We start from the raw sequence: 16,111 nt of genomic DNA, 5'->3' as shown, positions 1-16,111 counted from the left end.
TTGGCAATGATTGTGGCTTTTATCGGGGTGGGTGACAGCGAGGTTTCAGGGAGTGTTTCGACGATGGCGGGCGGGCCGTGCGCAGGGGGGCAAAGATGACGCAATGACGAACCCGAGGCGGGGTGATGGGCGGGTCGGGTAATTGACTTGCAGCCAGTCACCACCGATACAAATGTGGGAGCTGGCTTGCCTGCGATAGCGGTGGTTCAGTCACTGTTTCTGCCGGCTGATACGCCGCCATCGCAGGCAAGCCAGCGCCCACATTTGCACCGGCGCAATCTTCACAGGTCAGGTAACCAATTGGTTGATCTCGATGATCGGCAACAGCACCGCCATCACGATCACCAGCACCACCGCGCCCATCACCACGATCATCAACGGCTCCAGCAATGCAGTCATGCCCATGGCCCGCCGTTCGATATCCCGCGACAGGGTCTGCGCCGCCCGCTCCAGCATCGGCGGCAGGGCGCCGGTTTTTTCGCCGCTGGCGATCAGGTGGATCAGTACCGGCGGGAAGACCTTTTCCACCGCCAGGGCCGGCGCCAGGTTAACCCCTTCGCGAACCTTGGCCGTGGCATCGCTGACACACTGGCTCAGACGGTCGTTGGACAGGGTCTGGCGCGCCGCTTCCAGGGCGCGCAGCAAGGGCACGCCGGCACCGCCGAGGATGGCCAGGGTCGAGGCGAAACGCGCGGTGTTGAGCCCCAGCACAAACCGCCCGAGCAGCGGCAGGCGCAAGACCCGGCTGTGCCAGTTCAAGCGCGCCACGGGGTTGCGCAGGTACAGGCGCCAACTCCAGAAGCCCGCGACCAGCCCGGTAAAACACAGCCAGCCCCAGGCGCGGATAAAGTCACTGGCGTTGAGCATTGCCAGGGTCAGCCCCGGCAGGTCCTGGCGCGCCTGGGAAAAGGCGCTGACCACCTGCGGCACCACGTAGCTCAGGAGGAAAATCACAATGCCGATGGATACCAACCCCACCACCCCTGGATAGATAAAGGCCGTGAGAATCTTGCCCCGCAGGTTGTTGCGCTCTTCGATGTAGTCGGCCAGGCGCTCCATGACCTGGGCCAGGTCGCCGGACTCCTCCCCCGCCGCAATCAACGCCCGGTAAATCGATGGGAAGTCCCGTGGCCGCGCAGCCAATGCATCGGCCAGGCGCATGCCGCTGCGCACATCGGCGCGCACTGCGCTGAGGGTCTGGGCGATATGCTTTTTTTCCGCCTGCTCCACCGTGGCACTCAGCGCCGCCTCCAGGGGCAGGCTGGCACCGAGCAGGCTGGCCAGTTGGCGGGTGGCCCAGGCCAGGTCGTTGTCCGACAGCTTGGCGCTGAACAGGCTGCTGCCTGCCACGTTGGCGTTGCCTTCGAGCTGCACCAGCAACGCGGTCAGGCCACGGCTGCGCAGGCTGGCAAAGGCCGCGCCCTGGCTCTCGGCCTCGAGGTGCCCGGCTTCCAGTTTGCCGCTGGCATCGGCGGCCTCATAGCGATAGCGATTCATCAGGCGTCCCGTGTTACACGCAAGATTTCTTCCGGCGCAGTGGCACCGCTGCGCACCCAACGCTCGCCATCCTCACGCATGCTGAACATCCCGGCGTGGCGCGCGGCGACGCGTATCTGCTGCTCGCCGGCCCCCTGGTGGATCAGGCCGCGCACCGCGTCATCGACGCAGAACAATTCATGGATGCCGGTGCGGCCGCTGTACCCGACCTGGTTGCACTGGCCACACCCCACCGGGCGCCAGGTGCCGGGGGCCGCCGGGTCAGGCTGTTTGCAGTACGGGCACAGGCGGCGCACCAGGCGCTGGGCCAATACACCGAGCAGCGACGAGGCCAGCAGGAACGGCTCGACCCCCATGTCGATCAGGCGATTGACCGCCGACACCGCGTCATTGGTGTGCAACGTGGCCAGCACCAGGTGCCCGGTGAGTGAAGCCTGCACGGCGATCTGCGCGGTCTCCAGGTCGCGGATTTCGCCGATCATGATGATGTCCGGGTCCTGGCGCAGGATCGCACGCAGGGCCAGGGCGAAGGTCATGTCGATCTTGGCGTTGACCTGGATCTGGCTGATCCCCGGCAGGTCGTATTCCACCGGGTCTTCCACGGTGAGGATATTGCTCGTGCTGGCATCCAGCCGCGCCAGGGCGGCGTAGAGGCTGGTGGTCTTGCCGCTGCCAGTGGGCCCGGTGACCAGAACGATGCCGTGGGGCTGGCGAATCAGGCCATCGAGACGCGCCAGCAGCTGCGGGTCCATACCCAGGGTTTCCAGTTGCAGGCGCCCGGCCTGTTTGTCGAGCAGGCGCATCACCACCCGTTCGCCATGGCCGGTGGGCACCGTCGACACCCGTATATCAATCGGCCGCCCGGCAACCCGCAGGGCGATGCGTCCATCCTGGGGCAGGCGTTTTTCGGCGATATCGAGCTGGGCCATGATCTTGATCCGCGACACCAGCGCGCCATGCAGGGCTTTGCGCGGCGACACCACATCGCGCAGGGTGCCGTCGACGCGGTAGCGCACCACGGAGTGGGTTTCGAAGGGTTCGATATGGATGTCACTGGCCTCGTCGCGGGCGGCCTGGGTCAGCAAGGCGTTGATCATGCGAATCACCGGGGCGCCGTCCTGGGTGTCGAGCAGGTCGGTGATTTCCGGGATGTCCTGCATCAGGCGGTCGAGGTCGACTTCGTTTTCGGCGGCGCCGACCACGGCGGCGGCGCTGCCGGTATCGGCGTAGGCACTGGCCAGCAGGCCGTCGAGCTCATCGTCGCGCACCTGCTCGATGGCGGCCTCGCCGAATTGCCGGTGGACCTCGCTGATCGACCAGCCGGGGGTCGAGGGGCAGATGGTCAGGCGTGGGCCTTCGGGGGTGGGCTGCAAGAGGATGCGTTGGGATTTGGCCCAGGCGTAGGGGAGCAGGCTCATAGGGACCCGCCCTTGCGGCGGCTCAGCGCACAGTAAGCCAGGGCTGCGCCCATGCTCGGCAGCCCGATTCTCGAGGCGACCGCATCCCCCTGTGGGAGCTGTCGAGCCCCACAGGGGGAATGGGTGCGACTCACGGGCGTGTACTCCCCGGCATCGCCTTCTCCACCGCCGGCAACTGCGGCGCCTGCACATCCGGCAGTGCCCAGCTGTGCTGCGGCTGCAAGCCACCCTGGGCGCGGCGCATAAAGTCGTAGCGATTGCGCGTAATGCTGCGCCCCGCGCCGCTGTCGCGAATGATGTAGGGCCGCAGGAACACCATCAGGTTGGTCTTGTTCACACTGCGCGACTCGTTGCGAAACAGCGCGCCCAATCCCGGGATGTCTGATAGCCACGGCACTGCGTCGTTGCTCTGGGTATAGCCATCCTGCAACAGCCCGCCCAGCACCATGATCTGCCCGTCATCCAGCAAGATGCTGGTATCAATCGCGCGCTTGTTGGTCACCGTGCGCGCATCCCCCGACGCCCGGGTATCGACGCTGCTGACTTCCTGGTAGATATCCAGCTTCACCGTACCGCCCTCGGAAATCTGTGGCCGTACGTTCAACTTGAGCCCCACTTCCTCACGCTGCACGGTCTGGAACGGGTTATTGCTGGTGCCGCCCCCGCCGGTCACGTAGCTGCCGGTGATGAAGGGAATGGTCTGGCCGACGAAGATACTCGCCGCCTCATTGTCCAGGGTCAGCAGGTTCGGCGTGGATAACACATTGGTCCCGCCCTTGCTCTTCAACGCCCGCGCCAGGACTTTGAGGTCCAGCACCCGGCCGATCCCTGGAATATCCACGGTACCGTCCACCAGGCCGATGTTCAGGCCCTTGGGCAGCACGTCAATGCTGGTCTTGCTGGTGGGGGTGCCGTTGATCCCGCTGCCGCCCAGGTTGACCCCGCCAAAACCACCCTTGCCCCCCAGGTTGCCGGCCTGCCACTGCACGCCGAATTCGCTGGCATCGTCTTCGTTGACTTCGACGATCAGGCTTTCGATCACCACCTGGGCGCGGCGCTGGTCGAGCATGTCGATGACTTCGCGCAGGTTGCGGTACAGCGGATCCGGGGCGGATATCAGCAGGGTGTTGGTGGTCGCATCGGCCTGGATCGTCACACCGCCGGCACTGAAGGCAGTGTTCTGCTCACTGCCGGCAGTGCTTGCGCCGGTGCTGTCCTTGGCATAACCGCTGGATGGCGCCGCGCTGGCGGTCGGCGTGCCGCTGCTGTTCTGGGTGCTGCCCTGGCTGGTGCTACCCGCGCCGCCCATCGCACTCAACTTGGAGCGGGCCTCGTCACTGACGCCACTTTCGCTCTCTCCGGTCAGCATGCCGCGCAGGGATTGGGCCAGCTTGCCTGCCTGGGCGTTGCGCAGGTACACCACGTGCATGTTGCTGGGGTTGCTCTGGGCATTGTCGAGTTTGTAGATCAGGTTGCGCGCCAGCTCCGTGCGCTCGGGGCTGCCGGCACGAATGATGATCGAGTTGGAACGCGGGTCGCCGATCACGGCGATTTTCTGGGTCTGGTCGTTGCCCTGGGTTTCCAGCAACTCGGCGACCATTGCCGCGATATCCACGGCGATGCCGTTTTGTACCGGCACCACGTCGGTGTCGATGGCGCTTGGGGTGTCGATGCCGGCGATGATTTGCCCTACCCGTGCGAGGTTTTCCGCGTAGTCGGTGATGACGATGCTGTTGTTGCCGGGGTAGGCGTTGATCGGGTTGTTCGGCGAAACGATGGGGCGCAACACCGGGATCAGGTTCACCGCGTTTTCGTATTGCAGGCGGAAGGTGCGCGTCTGCATGCCATTGCCACTGGGGCTGGCGGCGTTGTAGATCGGCCCGCCCAGCAGTTTGGCGTCGGCTTCCGGGACCACCCGGGCCACGCCCCCCACGTCCACCACGCTGAAGCCCTGCATGCGCAGCGCCGCCAGCAGCATGTCGTAGGCCTGGTGCGCCGGGACCTGGCCTTCGCTGACCAGGGTCAGGTTGCCCTTGACCCGGGGGTCTACCAGGAACTGCTGGCCGGTGGCGCGGGACAAGGCGCGTACCACCGCCTGGATCTCGGCGTCGACGAAATTCAATTGCACCGGCTGGTCACCCAGCGGGTTGCGCACCTTGGCCGGCGCGGCGACCGGGCCGCGGGCACGGTTCCTCAGCGGGTGCTGGACCCGCGGCTGGGGGCTGATTTCGCGCTGGCGATCGGGCAACGGCACGCCATTGCGCCGGGTGTCGGCCAGGGGCTGGCCGAGTTCGCTGTCCACCAGCAAGGGCGCAGGTGTAGGCGCCGGGGTGTGGCTGCAGGCACTGAGCGCCAGCAACAGCAGCGGCGCCACCTGGCGAAACGGCGCTGAACGGGGAAGTGACCACTTCATGAAGCTTCCTTAGCGCCAGGCGCCTGATCCATGCGAACGGTCCCGGACACGCTGCCGGCCGGGTTTTCTGGGGTATCGCCCACACGCTGCAAGCGCGCGTGGGACACCTCCAGGGAAAATGCGCGCGGGCTGGTCAGCAGCCAACCAACCAGCGCATCCGCCGGCGCGTCGGTAAAAGTCAGGCGCCAACCGGCGGGCGCCACGCCCTGCAACTGATAGCGGTCTTTAAGTCCGGCAGCGTCGAGCGCCTGGCGCAGCGCGCCTTCCAGGTCTTGCCCGGCGCGCGCACCGGCACTGGCGCCCTGCAGCAGCACCTGCAAGGTGGCGGCCTGGGTGCGCAGCTTGGGGGTTTCGGCCTGCCAGAAATCAATCTGCTGCAAGGGCGGCTCAATCAGCAGCAACCACACCAAAAAGCCCGCCAGTACCGCCCCGCTGCCGCCGAGCAGGCGTTTTTCGCGCAGGGCCAGGCCGCTCCAGAATCCCTGGAGCTGGCCGCGCAGGTGCGGATAGCTGAACTTACTCATCGGCGCCTCCCGTGTTGTCGAGCGGCCCGAGGGTCCAGCCGTGCTCATCGCGGGTGGCAGCGAAACCCGCCTCGGTCAACGCCGCCTGCCACTCCCCTGGGGCGGCCGGGCTGCGACTGTCGGGCAACAGCTCCAGGTGCAACCGGCCTTGATCAAATGCCAACGCCTGGACGCTGCCGACCATAAACGGCAGGTGGTTGCCCGCCAGTTGCAACAGGCTGCTGAAACGCTGGCCGGGATCGGCGGTGGCGCCTTGCCCGGCGGCCAGTTGCTGCCGGGCCTGTTGCAGCGGATTGAGGATCACCGGCAAGTGCGGGAAGGCCTGCTTGACCTGGGCAATCATCCGCGCCTTGAGCTGTTGCCCTTCGTCCACCTGGCGCGCGGCATACAGGTTCAGGCCCAGGGTCCAGACCGCCACCGCCAGGGCACTGAGCCCCAGCGCCCGGCCCCAGCCACCGCTGCTGGCACGCTTGAGGCGGCCATGCAAGCCCCAGGCGGGGACCACACCCTGCCAGCGCGCGGGCGTGTGTTCATCGACCTGATGCAACTGCGCGCCAGCCTGCACCAGTTCCGCCAGGGCCTGTGGGCCCAGGGGATGCAAGGCGCTCTGGTGCAGGCTCTGGCGCAGCAGTAGATGCCCGTCGACGCAGGCCACGCTCAAATGCCCCGCCGGCGGCACAGGCAAGGCATAGGGCGCCGGGTACAGGCCGCGCAAACTGATAGGCACCTGGGCCAGGACCCGCTGCAACTGTTCCAGGCCAGCCGTCGGCAGCCAGCCCACTTGCACCTGGCCGTTGCTCTGCCGTGGGCTGTGGACCACCTGCATTTGCGCGACCGGGCCGAGGATCAGCGCCTGGGCCGCGCAGGCCACGGCTGCCGCCACTTTAGCGGGCGGCAGTTGCGGCAACTCCAGGCTGCTCAGCAAACTGTCCCGGGGATGCAGGAAACACTCGGCCGCCAGGCTCTTGCGCGGTTGCGCCAACTGCCCAAGGCTGGCCTGACCTTGCCGGCTGACCTGCCCGGCGCGGTCCAACCAGGCGTAGTGCACCAGGCTTTCGGCGCTCAGTTGGGCCAGCGGCGGCAAGGCAATGCGCAAGCGCGTCATGCGCCCACCCGCCACCAGATCACTTGGGGTTGCCGGTCTTCAGGGCGATACAACAACGCTTCGACCGCCACCCGCCGCTGCTCGCGCCGCGCGCGGCCGTGCCAGCGGAACCACTCACTGGTGATTCCCACCTGCACCGAGTCCACCAGCAACTGCGGCATGCGCAGGCGGTTGACGAAATCCCCGCGGTTGATAAACCAGCGCCCGCTGTCCCGCTCGGCCACCAGCCCCTGGGCCTGGGACAGGCTGAGCCCCGGCACCACCGCACTGAGCACTTCGGCGCTGGCCGTATTGCCATTGACCCAGGTGTTGTCGGGCAACACGCTGACATAGGCCGCCAGGCGTTGCTGCACCCCCGGCTCAAGGGCAAGGTCGTCAAGGCTGCGCAACATCGGCGCCCTGGCCGGCAGCAAGGTCTGCGCGGCCTCGGGCGAGGTGCTGCGCAGGCTGCTCACGTCACTGCCACCCGCGCGCTGCGCATAGGAGGCAAGCACCCGTTGGCTGATGCGCTGGCTGGTGTTGGGGTCGATGCCGAGCAACTGGCACAGACGCTGGAAACTCTGCAACTGCGCCACATCCGGCTGCTGCTGGCTGACCAGATTGCGCAGGTTGAACTTGCCCTGCTCGTCATCCAGGCGCCCTTCGACCACCCCGGCAAAGGGGCGCGCCCAGGGCTGGTCGAGACGGGTCAGCACCTCTTTGCGCCGCGCGTCCCACAACTGTTGCCGGCTGGCCTGCAGCGCGCCCTGCAACAACCAACTGCCCTGGACCCGCAGTTGTTCGGCCTCAAGGCTGCGGGTGAACACGCTCTGGCGGGTGAGCATGGCCCCGGCAAGCACCGCCACCACGGCGGCGATCAGCAACGCGCTGATAATCGCCATGCCGCGCTGCTTCGCCGCTCTGGGCAAATGGCTGTTCATGGCGCGCCTTACAACTGCCAGGAGCCGATATCGGCATTCACGCCCTCACCGTCCGGTTGGCCGTCGGCGCCCAGGGAGAACACATCGACTTCACCGTTGGCGCCAGGGTTGAGGTACTGGTACGGGCGGCCCCAGGGGTCGTTGGGCAAGCGTTCGAGGTAGGCGCGCCAGTTGCTGTTCTTCCCATCGGCCGGGCGCTCGACCAGGACCTTGAGGCCCTGGGTCTGGTTCGGATAGCTGCCGTGGTCCAGGCGGTAGAGTTTCAGCGCCTGCATCAGGCCACCGATGTCTTGCCGGGCGGCCGTGGCGCGCGCCTGGTCGGGGCGGTCGAGCACCTTGGGCACCACCATGGCGGCGAGGATCCCGAGAATGACCACCACCACCATGATCTCGATCAGGGTAAAGCCACGCTGGCCACGAGCGCCTCGCGGGGTGGATGTGAAGTGCGCGATATCCATCTCGACATTCCTTGGCTTGAGTGCTTTTCGTCGCGCAGTGTTGCAAGACAACATGTCAGGCGTATTGAAAATCCTCGGGAGCTTTGGTCGCCAATCGGTCAAGTGCAAGGGCTAGTCTGCGGGCCTGTTTCCCGGCATTGAGCAAGCCATGCGCGCCCGCAATAGGAACCAAGGTTTCACCCTGATCGAGGTGCTGGTGGCCCTGGCGATTATCGCCGTGGCCATGGCGGCGGCGGTGCGGGTGGCGGGGTTGATGACCCAGAGCAATGGCCTGTTGCGCGACAAGTCCATCGCCATGCTGGCGGCCCAGAGTCGCCTGGCGCAACTGCGTCTGGAGGGCCGCGCCAGCCCCGGGCGCAAGACATTCGAGTGCGACCAGGGCCGTTTGAAACTGCGCTGTGAACAGGTGGTGGCAGGCGCTGGCGACCTGTGGAAAGTCAGCGTGCAAGTGCTGGACGCCACACGCGAGGCGCCGCCCCTGGCGCGCCTTGAGACCCTGGTGGCCCGCGCGCCGGCGTTAAAGCAGGTTACGGCCGAGTGAGCCGGGGCAAGGCCGGGGCATCGGGCAACTTGTCGAGGTTGACCCGGACCTTTTCAGCGCCGCGCTCGATCACCACCCCGTCGCCCTCGATGGCCGCCAGGCGCACGCCGGGACTGAGGCGTTCACCCGCTAGAAAGCTGCGCGGCGGCCCGTCGTTGAGGCTGAGAATCGCCACCGCGCCCTGGGCGCCGGCCAGCACCCCGGAGACCTTGATCTGCAGGGCCGCCGGCATGTCGGCAAACCATTGCAGCGCCGGGTTATCACTGCGCGCCGCCAATGCCTGGGGGGCAAGCGCCGGGGTATGGGACTCGGCAGACGTCAGCAGCAACGGTGTCCATGTAGCGACCCCGGCCAGCGTCGCCAGCACGGCCAGGGCCTGGATGCCGTGGGCGGCAGATACGCGATGGATGAATGCCATGGGCGGGACCTCCTGTTTGTCCGTGCAGACAGCCTACAGGGCAATTCTCACGGTTTTATTTCAGTGGCAGATCCCGTTGAGGGCACACCCATGACGAATCGCCGGCAACAGGGGTTCACCTTGATCGAGTTGATGGTGGTGCTGGTGATCATCGGCATTGCCAGCGCGGCCATCAGCCTGAGCATCAAGCCCGACCCCTTGCACCGCTTGCGCAAGGACGCCGAGCGCCTGAGCCAGGTGCTGCAGATCGCCCAGGCCGAAGCCCGTGCCGATGGCCGCACGATCACCTGGCGTGCCGATGCCAAGGGCTACCATTTGAGCCGCCGCCGCGACGATGGCCGGGGGCTGGAGGACTTCAAGGATGACCCACAACTGCGCCCACGGGCCTGGGATACCACGCCGATGCTGGTGCGGATCGAACCCCGGCAGACCCTGGTGCTGAATGCCGAATGGATCACTCCGCCGCTGCAGGTGTGGCTCTCGGACGGGCAACACGGCCTCAGCCTGCAACGTGATGCAGCCGGCACCTTGCGCGTGGTGAGCCAGCCATGAACCGCGAGCAGCAAGGCTTTACCCTGATCGAAGTGATGGTGGCGATCATGCTGATGGCGGTGGTCAGCCTGATTGCCTGGCGCGGCCTGGACAGCGTAACCCGCGCCGACGCCCACTTGCAGGCCAGCACCGAACAGACCCAGGGCCTGCTGCGCGCCCTGAACCAGCTGCAACTGGACGTCAGCCTGCGCGCCGGGGTGGAACTGGCTGCGCCACCCACCGAGGACCAGCCTCCCGCCGCCGACGCCTTGCCGGCGGTGACCGTGCGCAGCTCCGACAGCCAGGGCTTTCGTCTGGAGCTGATCCGCAGCGCGCCAACCCCCGGCGACGGCCTGCAACGGGTGCGGTGGTGGCTCAAGGGCGACACCTTGTACCGCGCTGCCGCACCGGCGCGGGATCGCTATCCGCTGCCGGCGCCCAAGGAGGCGGTGGCGGTGTTGAGCCAGGTCAGCGACCTGCAAGTGCGGGTGTGGGACAACGAGAAAGGCTGGCGGCAGTTGAGCGGCAATCGCCAGGACAATCCATTGGGGATGGAAATCACCCTGGTGCGCCAGACGCCCCAGGGGGTGGAGCGCTATCGCCAGGTGCTGGGGCCGTTGGACTGAACCTGTGGCGAGCGGCCCCCCGTCTCCAGGGCTAGCTGAGCAACACCACCCCGCCCGGCAGTTCCGTGCATTTGGCCCCATAGGCATCGCGGATCAGCAACGCCACGCCCGGCAGTTGTTCGAGACTGAAGCGCGCCTGCACCCGGCGCTTGCCCAGTTCGCGGTTGAGCAATACCAACATCCCTGGGCGGTAGCGGTTGATCTCGTCGATCACCGTATCCAGTGTGGCGTTATTAAATACCAGCACCTGTTCCCGCCAGGCGATCACGGCGTCGGTGTCCACCGTCACCACGGGGCCCAGCCCGGCCGCGTCGTAGGTCAACTGGCGCCCGCTGTCCAGGCGCACGCTGCGCCCCTGCACTTCAACCGCCAGCCAGCCTTCAATGCAGGTCACGCACACACTGTGGTCGGTGTTGCGCACATTGAAGCGCGCCTGGCTCGCGCTCAGCCAGCCCGCCCCTGCCTGTACGGTCAGCGGCTGTGCCACCTGCACCTCGACCTCGCCTTCAAGCAATTCGATGCCCTGCTCGCGCCGGCTGATGCGGGTCTGGGTGTTGAGCTCCAGGCTGATGCCCTCGCGCAAGTCCACCCGCCGCTGCTCGCCCACTGCGGTGTGGTAGTCGGCGCCCAAGCCGGCAAAACCACCGGGCACGCTGATGTGCACCATCACCAGGGCCGCCGAGGCCGCAAGCGCCCCGCCGAGGAACGCCCTTCGGCCAAAGTGCCGGGGGGCCTGGGCCTCGGTCAGCGCCGGGGTCAATTGTTGCCACAGTCGCTTGGCCTGTTCGAAGGCCTGGGCATGCTCGGGGCTCTGGGCGCACCACTGGCGCAGGGCCTTGGCATCGGCCACGGTTGCCTGGCCCGAGGTCAGGAGGACCAGCCAGTCGCGCGCTTCACCGTGCAATCGGCTGTCGGGCGTATCCCGGGAAGTGGGAAAGCTAAAAATATTCAAGCGCGCAGGTACTCACGGATTATCAGGGACTCAACACTAAGACGGTTTTCCGGCGCCGGGACCGAACCGCTGGATGACTTTTCTTTCCAGACGCTGGGCGCAATGCCCCAGGGCGGCCTTGATTTCCTTCTCGACCATGCGTGTGGAAATGCCGAAACGCTGGGAGATTTCCAGGTGTGGCGCTTCCTCCAGGCGCGCGGCGATAAGGATCTTGCGCCGCCGGGCAGGCAGTTCGTAGAGGGCTTTGAGCAGGGACTGGATTTCTTTCTGGCCACCCACCACCCGCGAGGGGTCCAGGGCTTCATCGCTGATATTGAGCAACTCCTCGACTTCGCTGCCGGTCAGCAGGCGGGCATCGGCCTGGCGCCGGTCGGCCGCAATGTTCAGGGCCATGCGGTACAGATAGGCATTGGGTTGTTGCAGGTTCGCCGGCATGTCCATGCGGTCGACCCGCAGGTAGGTTTCATGCAGGACGTCATTGGCCAGATCCTCCGACCCCAGGCGCTTGCGCAAACGCACCTTGAAGTCCTCGTAGGAGGCCAGGAACAACCTGACCATTGGCGTGTGCCCGGTATCCTTCATGCCCCGGAAGCTCCTTGCCGTGCTGTGCATTCCATGCGTTTTCCTGTGGTATCGGGCATTAAAAGCAGGGTCAACGGCAACCGCATCGAGCTGGGTGCCGGGCGCTCTATCCATGTGCTGCCGAGGCTGCGCACCAGCGCTTCATCACGCAGTACATCGCCAGTGGAGCTGACCAGGCGGCTGTGTTCAATCAATCCGTCACGGTTGACCCAGACCTGCACCAGCGCCCGGAAACTGCCGGGGCGGGTCAAGGGTGAACGGCACAGGCTGGCTTCGACGGCCTGCTGCACGGCGCTGGCATAACTGCGGTTGAGCCGTGCGGCGTTACGTGGCGATACCCCGCGACTGGCCAGCGGCTGGCTGACTTCAGGCACCTGCAGGGTGAATGCATCACTGCGTGCGTAACGCGCCATCAGGCCACTCCCTGTCAGTAACAGGCCCAGGGCCTGCTGGGCGCTGTAGTGCCCGTGCACACCCATCGAACGTCGTCCATCGCTCAACTCGCGGTCCACCAGCACAGCCATCCCGGTGGCCCGGCTGAAAGCTTCCAGGGCGGGCGCCAGGTCTTGCGCAGGCAGATCCAGGCGCAACAACGGCGGCTCCCCCGCTTGCACCCTGGGCAGTGGCAGCCACATCCAGGCCAACAGCAAGACCAGGCAGCAGTGCGTGCGCCTCCAAGCCCACCGTTCGACCCCTGCTCTGCCTTGTTGCACGGCTGCCGTGTCCTGGGAAAAGCGTCATCCTGAGGCCAATTTATGAACCTGATGTTACGGTGATGGCAAAAAAAACATCACGGTTTCGCCAGCGCCACCGGGCTAGACTGGCAGGCACTAACGGCCCACTCCCCAGGGCCTGCCAGGAGGCTCTGATGAAGCGGTTGCTGATGCTGTTGTTATGCGCGGGCCTGGCGTCGACCGTGCACGCCGAGGAAACGCCGGGCGGTTGTGTCGAGGCCAGGGTGGATGGGTACAAAGCGCCTGACTATGGATGCCTGAGCCAGCAGATGGGCGCTAAGGCAGCGCAGAAAAACCGCGAGGCGCGGGAAAAACCGGTGCACCAGCGGCCGCCGAACCAGATTGGCTTGTCGACGCCGGCGGCGACCAGTGTGCGGATGGGCAATACGTTCGGTACGGGGGTAAAGCCGCAGCGGCCGTGATCTGGGGGCCTTCTAGAAGCGCCACTCCTCGGCCCTAACCAGTTGGCAGAACGGCCCATCCAGCGTGGCATTGTGATGAGCGACGATATGCTCGGCTTTCATCACGGGAGTGTCCGAACAGGTATGGCCATCGGCGATAAGTACCGCATCGAAGCCAAGGTCACGGGCAGCGCGGCAGGTGCTGTCGACGCAGTATTGCGTTTTCATCCCGGTGACCACTACACCGCTAGCGCCGCATGCGCGCAACTGGTCAGCCAGGTCGGTCGACTCAAAGGCGTTGGGCCGGCGCTTTTCGAACACCCTTTCGCCACCGAGCAACTTCAGTTGCGGTACCACCTTCGTCAGCGGGCTGCCGGGTTCGATGGGCGAGCCCACGGGCCCGATATGGCGCGCCAGAAAAATCGGCGCACCGGCGTGGCGGGCCTTATCCATCAGGCTATTGAGTGTTTCCAACAACGCTTCGCAGCGCCATGGTTTTTCCGGGCCGTGAACTAGCCCGACTTGCATATCGAGAATCAACAGGGCGTACATGGGTGCATCTCCTTGCGTTTGAGCCAGCGACACAAGGACAAGAAAAAAGGCCCTGTCCATCGCTGGCGGGCCTTTGAAGTTCGTCTGCTATTGGCTCACGAAACCTCGCACGCTCCGCTTGCAGCGGTCGTGGTGGTGGTCGTCGAGGTGAGGCAATAGGCAGTCATGCATCGACACTAGCAATACCGCAACGCCCTGACAAGCCAGGATCCTGGAGCGCCCCCCCGAGCTGCAAACGTGTTCAGTGCTTAAACCGAAAATGCGGCAATAAAGCGCAATGGATAGGAATATGTCGGGACTTTTGCCAGAATGCGCAACTTAGAAACATTCGCATTCGCAGGAAGATCCCATGCACGCCCCCCACCCGCTCCCCGCTGCGCGCCGCATCCTTGCCGTCGAGGATGACCCGTTGCTCGCCGCCCACCTGCACAGCCACCTGGGCCAGCGTGGCTTCGAGGTCACGTTGCGCCATGATGGTGGAGGGATTGTCGAGCTGGCGCGTACCCAGGATTTCGACCTGATCCTGATGGACATCATGCTGCCCGGCAGCAGCGGCCTGGAGGTGCTCGCGCAACTGCGGCGGCATCAACGGGTACCGGTGATCCTGATGTCGGCCCTCGGTGCCGAGCAGGACCGCATCACCGGTTTCAGCCAGGGCGCCGACGATTACCTGCCCAAGCCGTTCAGCATGTTGGAGATGGATGTGCGCATCGACGCGATCCTGCGCCGGGTGGCCTATGAACATGAGGTGCCTGGCACGGCGCGCAATGAAGATCCGCAACTGACGTTCGACGAACAGCGCACGGATGTGCACCTGGATGAACAGTGGGCCGACCTGACTACCACCGAATACCGCGTCCTGGAAACCCTGGTGGCCCATGCCGACGAGGTGCTGACCAAGGCATTCCTGTATCAGCAGGTCATGCACCGCGCCTATTCGCGACATGATCGCAGCCTGGACATGCATGTCAGCCGTATCCGCCGCAAGTTACAGGCCATCGGCTACACCGCCGGGCGCGTGGAAACGGTCAGGAGCACAGGCTATATGCTGACCCGGCTGGAGCCATGAGGCTGCCCAACCGCCACTCGCTGTTGTGGAAATTGATCGGCTTGCTGGCGGTGTTGTGCCTGCTGGTGGTCAGCCTGCAAGTGGATGTGAGCCGGCGCATCTACGAAGCCACCGCGCGCTTGCCCGCCCCCACCCGTTACATCCTCAGCGAGTACTCACGCCAGGCCGAAATTGCCTGGCGTGAACGCGGTGCAGTGGGGGTCGATGAGTTCCTCAAGAATCTGCGTGCCCAGGAGCAGGTATGGGCGGTGGTAGTGGACGACCACCAGTCGCTGTCCTCCCAGGCCTTGACCACGATTGAGCGGCGCAAGCTGGATTTTGTACGCCAGATCGACTGGCCAGTGGGCCGCCCCGGCGGGCGGCCGACTTTCTATATTCCGTTCAGCGACGGTGCAGCACGCCTGGTCATGGAGTTGCCACTGCACCTGGACCCCCGCCAGGGCCGTGGCCTGTGGGACATTTTGCTGCGCCAGGTACTGCCGACGTGCCTGGCGCTATTGTTTGGTGTGCTGTTGTACCGGGTGCTGATTTCGCCGCTGGTGATCCTGCGGCGCCAGGCCAATGCCCTGAGCGCCGGCGACCTGGCGGCGCGGGTCGGGCCCCAGGTGACGCACCGCCGTGACGAACTCGGTGAATTGGCCCGGGCCTTCGACCATATGGCCGAGCGCCTGGAAAATACCGTGGTCCTGCAACGGCGCCTGCTGCGGGACTTGTCCCACGAACTGCGCACGCCCTTGAGCCGGCTGCGGGTGGCCGGGGAGCGCGAGCCCGATCCAAATGCCCTGCGCCAGCGCCTGGAGCGCGAAGTGCAAGGCATGGAACGCTTGATCGGCAGCACCCTGGAGCTGGTCTGGCTGGATACCGAACGCCCGGCGATGCCCGTGGAAGCAGTCGAGATGGAACCGTTGTGGGACTTGCTGCGCGAAGACGCCTGCTTTGAAAGCGGCTGGCCGCGGGAGCGCCTGCCCTGCGAACTGCCCGCCAACTGTTGGGTCCTGGGCAACCTCAATGGCCTGGCCCAGGCCCTGGAAAATATCCTGCGCAATGCCATCCGCCATTCCCCCGAACACGGTGTGGTGCGCTTGACCGGAGCATTGGAGGGCGATTTCTGGCACTTGTGCATCCAGGACCAGGGCCCAGGGATCGAGCCGGACAAGCTGGAGCAGATCTTCCTGCCCTTCACCCGCCTCAATGCCGCCCGCCCCGGCGGTGACGGCTATGGCCTGGGGTTGTCGATTGCGCGCAGCATCGTGCAGTTGCAAGGCGGCCAGTTGTGGGCACAGAACACCACGCCCGGGCTGTGCCTGCACCTGCGGCTCAAAGTGTATAAGTTGTAAATTGCGTTTACTCACATATGAGAATCACTAGCA

At 65.6% G+C, this 16,111-nt stretch carries 18 protein-coding genes; 6 read left to right on the top strand and 12 right to left on the bottom strand.

Annotation, left to right across the window (positions count from 1 at the left end):
- Positions 1-288 precede the first annotated feature (288 nt).
- The 7 genes from gspF to gspG form a co-directional block, all read right to left on the bottom strand.
- Positions 289-1,497: a type II secretion system inner membrane protein GspF gene (gene gspF, locus JFT44_RS26085; RefSeq protein WP_057445154.1), complete on the bottom strand. Its 1,209-nt coding sequence runs from the start codon at positions 1,495-1,497 to the stop codon at positions 289-291.
- Positions 1,497-2,915, bottom strand: a complete 1,419-nt coding sequence (gspE, locus tag JFT44_RS26080; protein WP_076964999.1) for a type II secretion system ATPase GspE — start codon at positions 2,913-2,915, stop codon at positions 1,497-1,499. Before gspE ends, gspF begins: the two co-directional genes overlap by 1 nt.
- Positions 2,916-3,045: 130 nt before the next feature.
- Positions 3,046-5,328 (bottom strand): type II secretion system secretin GspD, encoded by a 2,283-nt coding sequence (gspD, locus tag JFT44_RS26075; RefSeq protein ID WP_076964998.1) that lies wholly within the window; start codon positions 5,326-5,328, stop codon positions 3,046-3,048.
- Positions 5,325-5,852: a type II secretion system protein GspM gene (gene gspM / locus JFT44_RS26070; RefSeq protein ID WP_057959140.1), complete on the bottom strand. Its 528-nt coding sequence runs from the start codon at positions 5,850-5,852 to the stop codon at positions 5,325-5,327. The genes gspD and gspM overlap by 4 nt, the downstream gene beginning before the upstream one ends.
- On the bottom strand, positions 5,845-6,957 hold the full coding sequence (gene gspL, locus JFT44_RS26065; RefSeq protein ID WP_057438738.1) for a type II secretion system protein GspL: 1,113 nt from the start codon (positions 6,955-6,957) through the stop codon (positions 5,845-5,847). The genes gspM and gspL overlap by 8 nt, the downstream gene beginning before the upstream one ends.
- Positions 6,954-7,877 carry a type II secretion system minor pseudopilin GspK gene (gene gspK, locus JFT44_RS26060; RefSeq protein WP_159439761.1) on the bottom strand — a complete coding sequence of 308 codons (924 nt, stop codon included), beginning with the start codon at positions 7,875-7,877 and terminating at the stop codon, positions 6,954-6,956. Before gspK ends, gspL begins: the two co-directional genes overlap by 4 nt.
- A gap of 8 nt (positions 7,878-7,885) precedes the next feature.
- Positions 7,886-8,335, bottom strand: a complete 450-nt coding sequence (gspG, locus tag JFT44_RS26055) for a type II secretion system major pseudopilin GspG (protein WP_076964997.1) — start codon at positions 8,333-8,335, stop codon at positions 7,886-7,888.
- A 148-nt stretch (positions 8,336-8,483) separates the two neighbouring features.
- Here gspG and gspI point away from each other — a divergent pair, with 148 nt between their 5' ends.
- Complete coding sequence (gene gspI, locus JFT44_RS26050; RefSeq protein ID WP_076964996.1) at positions 8,484-8,876, top strand: type II secretion system minor pseudopilin GspI; 393 nt, start codon at positions 8,484-8,486, stop codon at positions 8,874-8,876.
- Here gspI and JFT44_RS26045 read toward each other — a convergent pair.
- Complete coding sequence (locus JFT44_RS26045) at positions 8,863-9,294, bottom strand: type II secretion system protein N (protein ID WP_057438721.1); 432 nt, start codon at positions 9,292-9,294, stop codon at positions 8,863-8,865. The genes gspI and JFT44_RS26045 overlap by 14 nt on opposite strands.
- Before the next feature lie 90 nt (positions 9,295-9,384).
- Here JFT44_RS26045 and gspH point away from each other — a divergent pair, with 90 nt between their 5' ends.
- Positions 9,385-9,846 carry a type II secretion system minor pseudopilin GspH gene (gene gspH / locus JFT44_RS26040; protein WP_076964995.1) on the top strand — a complete coding sequence of 154 codons (462 nt, stop codon included), beginning with the start codon at positions 9,385-9,387 and terminating at the stop codon, positions 9,844-9,846.
- A complete protein-coding gene (locus JFT44_RS26035; RefSeq protein WP_057438723.1) occupies positions 9,843-10,451 on the top strand; it encodes a type II secretion system protein GspJ in 609 nt (202 codons plus the stop codon). Before gspH ends, JFT44_RS26035 begins: the two co-directional genes overlap by 4 nt.
- Before the next feature lie 31 nt (positions 10,452-10,482).
- Here the strand turns inward: JFT44_RS26035 and JFT44_RS26030 are convergent, their stop codons facing one another.
- From JFT44_RS26030 to JFT44_RS26020, 3 genes are read right to left on the bottom strand one after another with little or no spacing between them, the layout of a single operon-like run.
- Positions 10,483-11,403, bottom strand: coding sequence for a DUF4880 domain-containing protein (locus JFT44_RS26030; RefSeq protein WP_076964994.1), 921 nt, complete (start codon positions 11,401-11,403; stop codon positions 10,483-10,485).
- A gap of 36 nt (positions 11,404-11,439) precedes the next feature.
- Entirely contained in the window at positions 11,440-11,985 is a 546-nt protein-coding gene (locus JFT44_RS26025; protein WP_057438724.1) for an RNA polymerase sigma factor, read from the bottom strand.
- Complete coding sequence (locus JFT44_RS26020; protein ID WP_057438740.1) at positions 11,982-12,620, bottom strand: secretin and TonB N-terminal domain-containing protein; 639 nt, start codon at positions 12,618-12,620, stop codon at positions 11,982-11,984. The genes JFT44_RS26025 and JFT44_RS26020 overlap by 4 nt, the downstream gene beginning before the upstream one ends.
- 233 nt (positions 12,621-12,853) lie before the next feature.
- Here JFT44_RS26020 and JFT44_RS26015 point away from each other — a divergent pair, with 233 nt between their 5' ends.
- Positions 12,854-13,141: a hypothetical protein gene (locus JFT44_RS26015; RefSeq protein WP_057959133.1), complete on the top strand. Its 288-nt coding sequence runs from the start codon at positions 12,854-12,856 to the stop codon at positions 13,139-13,141.
- A 12-nt stretch (positions 13,142-13,153) separates the two neighbouring features.
- Here JFT44_RS26015 and JFT44_RS26010 read toward each other — a convergent pair whose 3' ends face one another.
- On the bottom strand, positions 13,154-13,672 hold the full coding sequence (locus tag JFT44_RS26010) for a cysteine hydrolase family protein (RefSeq protein WP_076964993.1): 519 nt from the start codon (positions 13,670-13,672) through the stop codon (positions 13,154-13,156).
- A 349-nt stretch (positions 13,673-14,021) separates the two neighbouring features.
- Here JFT44_RS26010 and JFT44_RS26005 point away from each other — a divergent pair, with 349 nt between their 5' ends.
- Positions 14,022-14,741 carry a response regulator transcription factor gene (locus JFT44_RS26005; protein WP_076964992.1) on the top strand — a complete coding sequence of 240 codons (720 nt, stop codon included), beginning with the start codon at positions 14,022-14,024 and terminating at the stop codon, positions 14,739-14,741.
- Complete coding sequence (locus tag JFT44_RS26000; protein WP_076964991.1) at positions 14,738-16,078, top strand: sensor histidine kinase; 1,341 nt, start codon at positions 14,738-14,740, stop codon at positions 16,076-16,078. The genes JFT44_RS26005 and JFT44_RS26000 overlap by 4 nt, the downstream gene beginning before the upstream one ends.
- Positions 16,079-16,111: the final 33 nt, after the last annotated feature.

Source organism: Pseudomonas sp. MF5691 (assembly GCF_016405645.1).
In the GTDB taxonomy this organism is placed as follows: domain Bacteria; phylum Pseudomonadota; class Gammaproteobacteria; order Pseudomonadales; family Pseudomonadaceae; genus Aquipseudomonas; species Aquipseudomonas shahriarae.
Note: the sequence above shows the minus strand (reverse complement) of the source record. Positions and strands in the feature narration are given on the sequence as shown.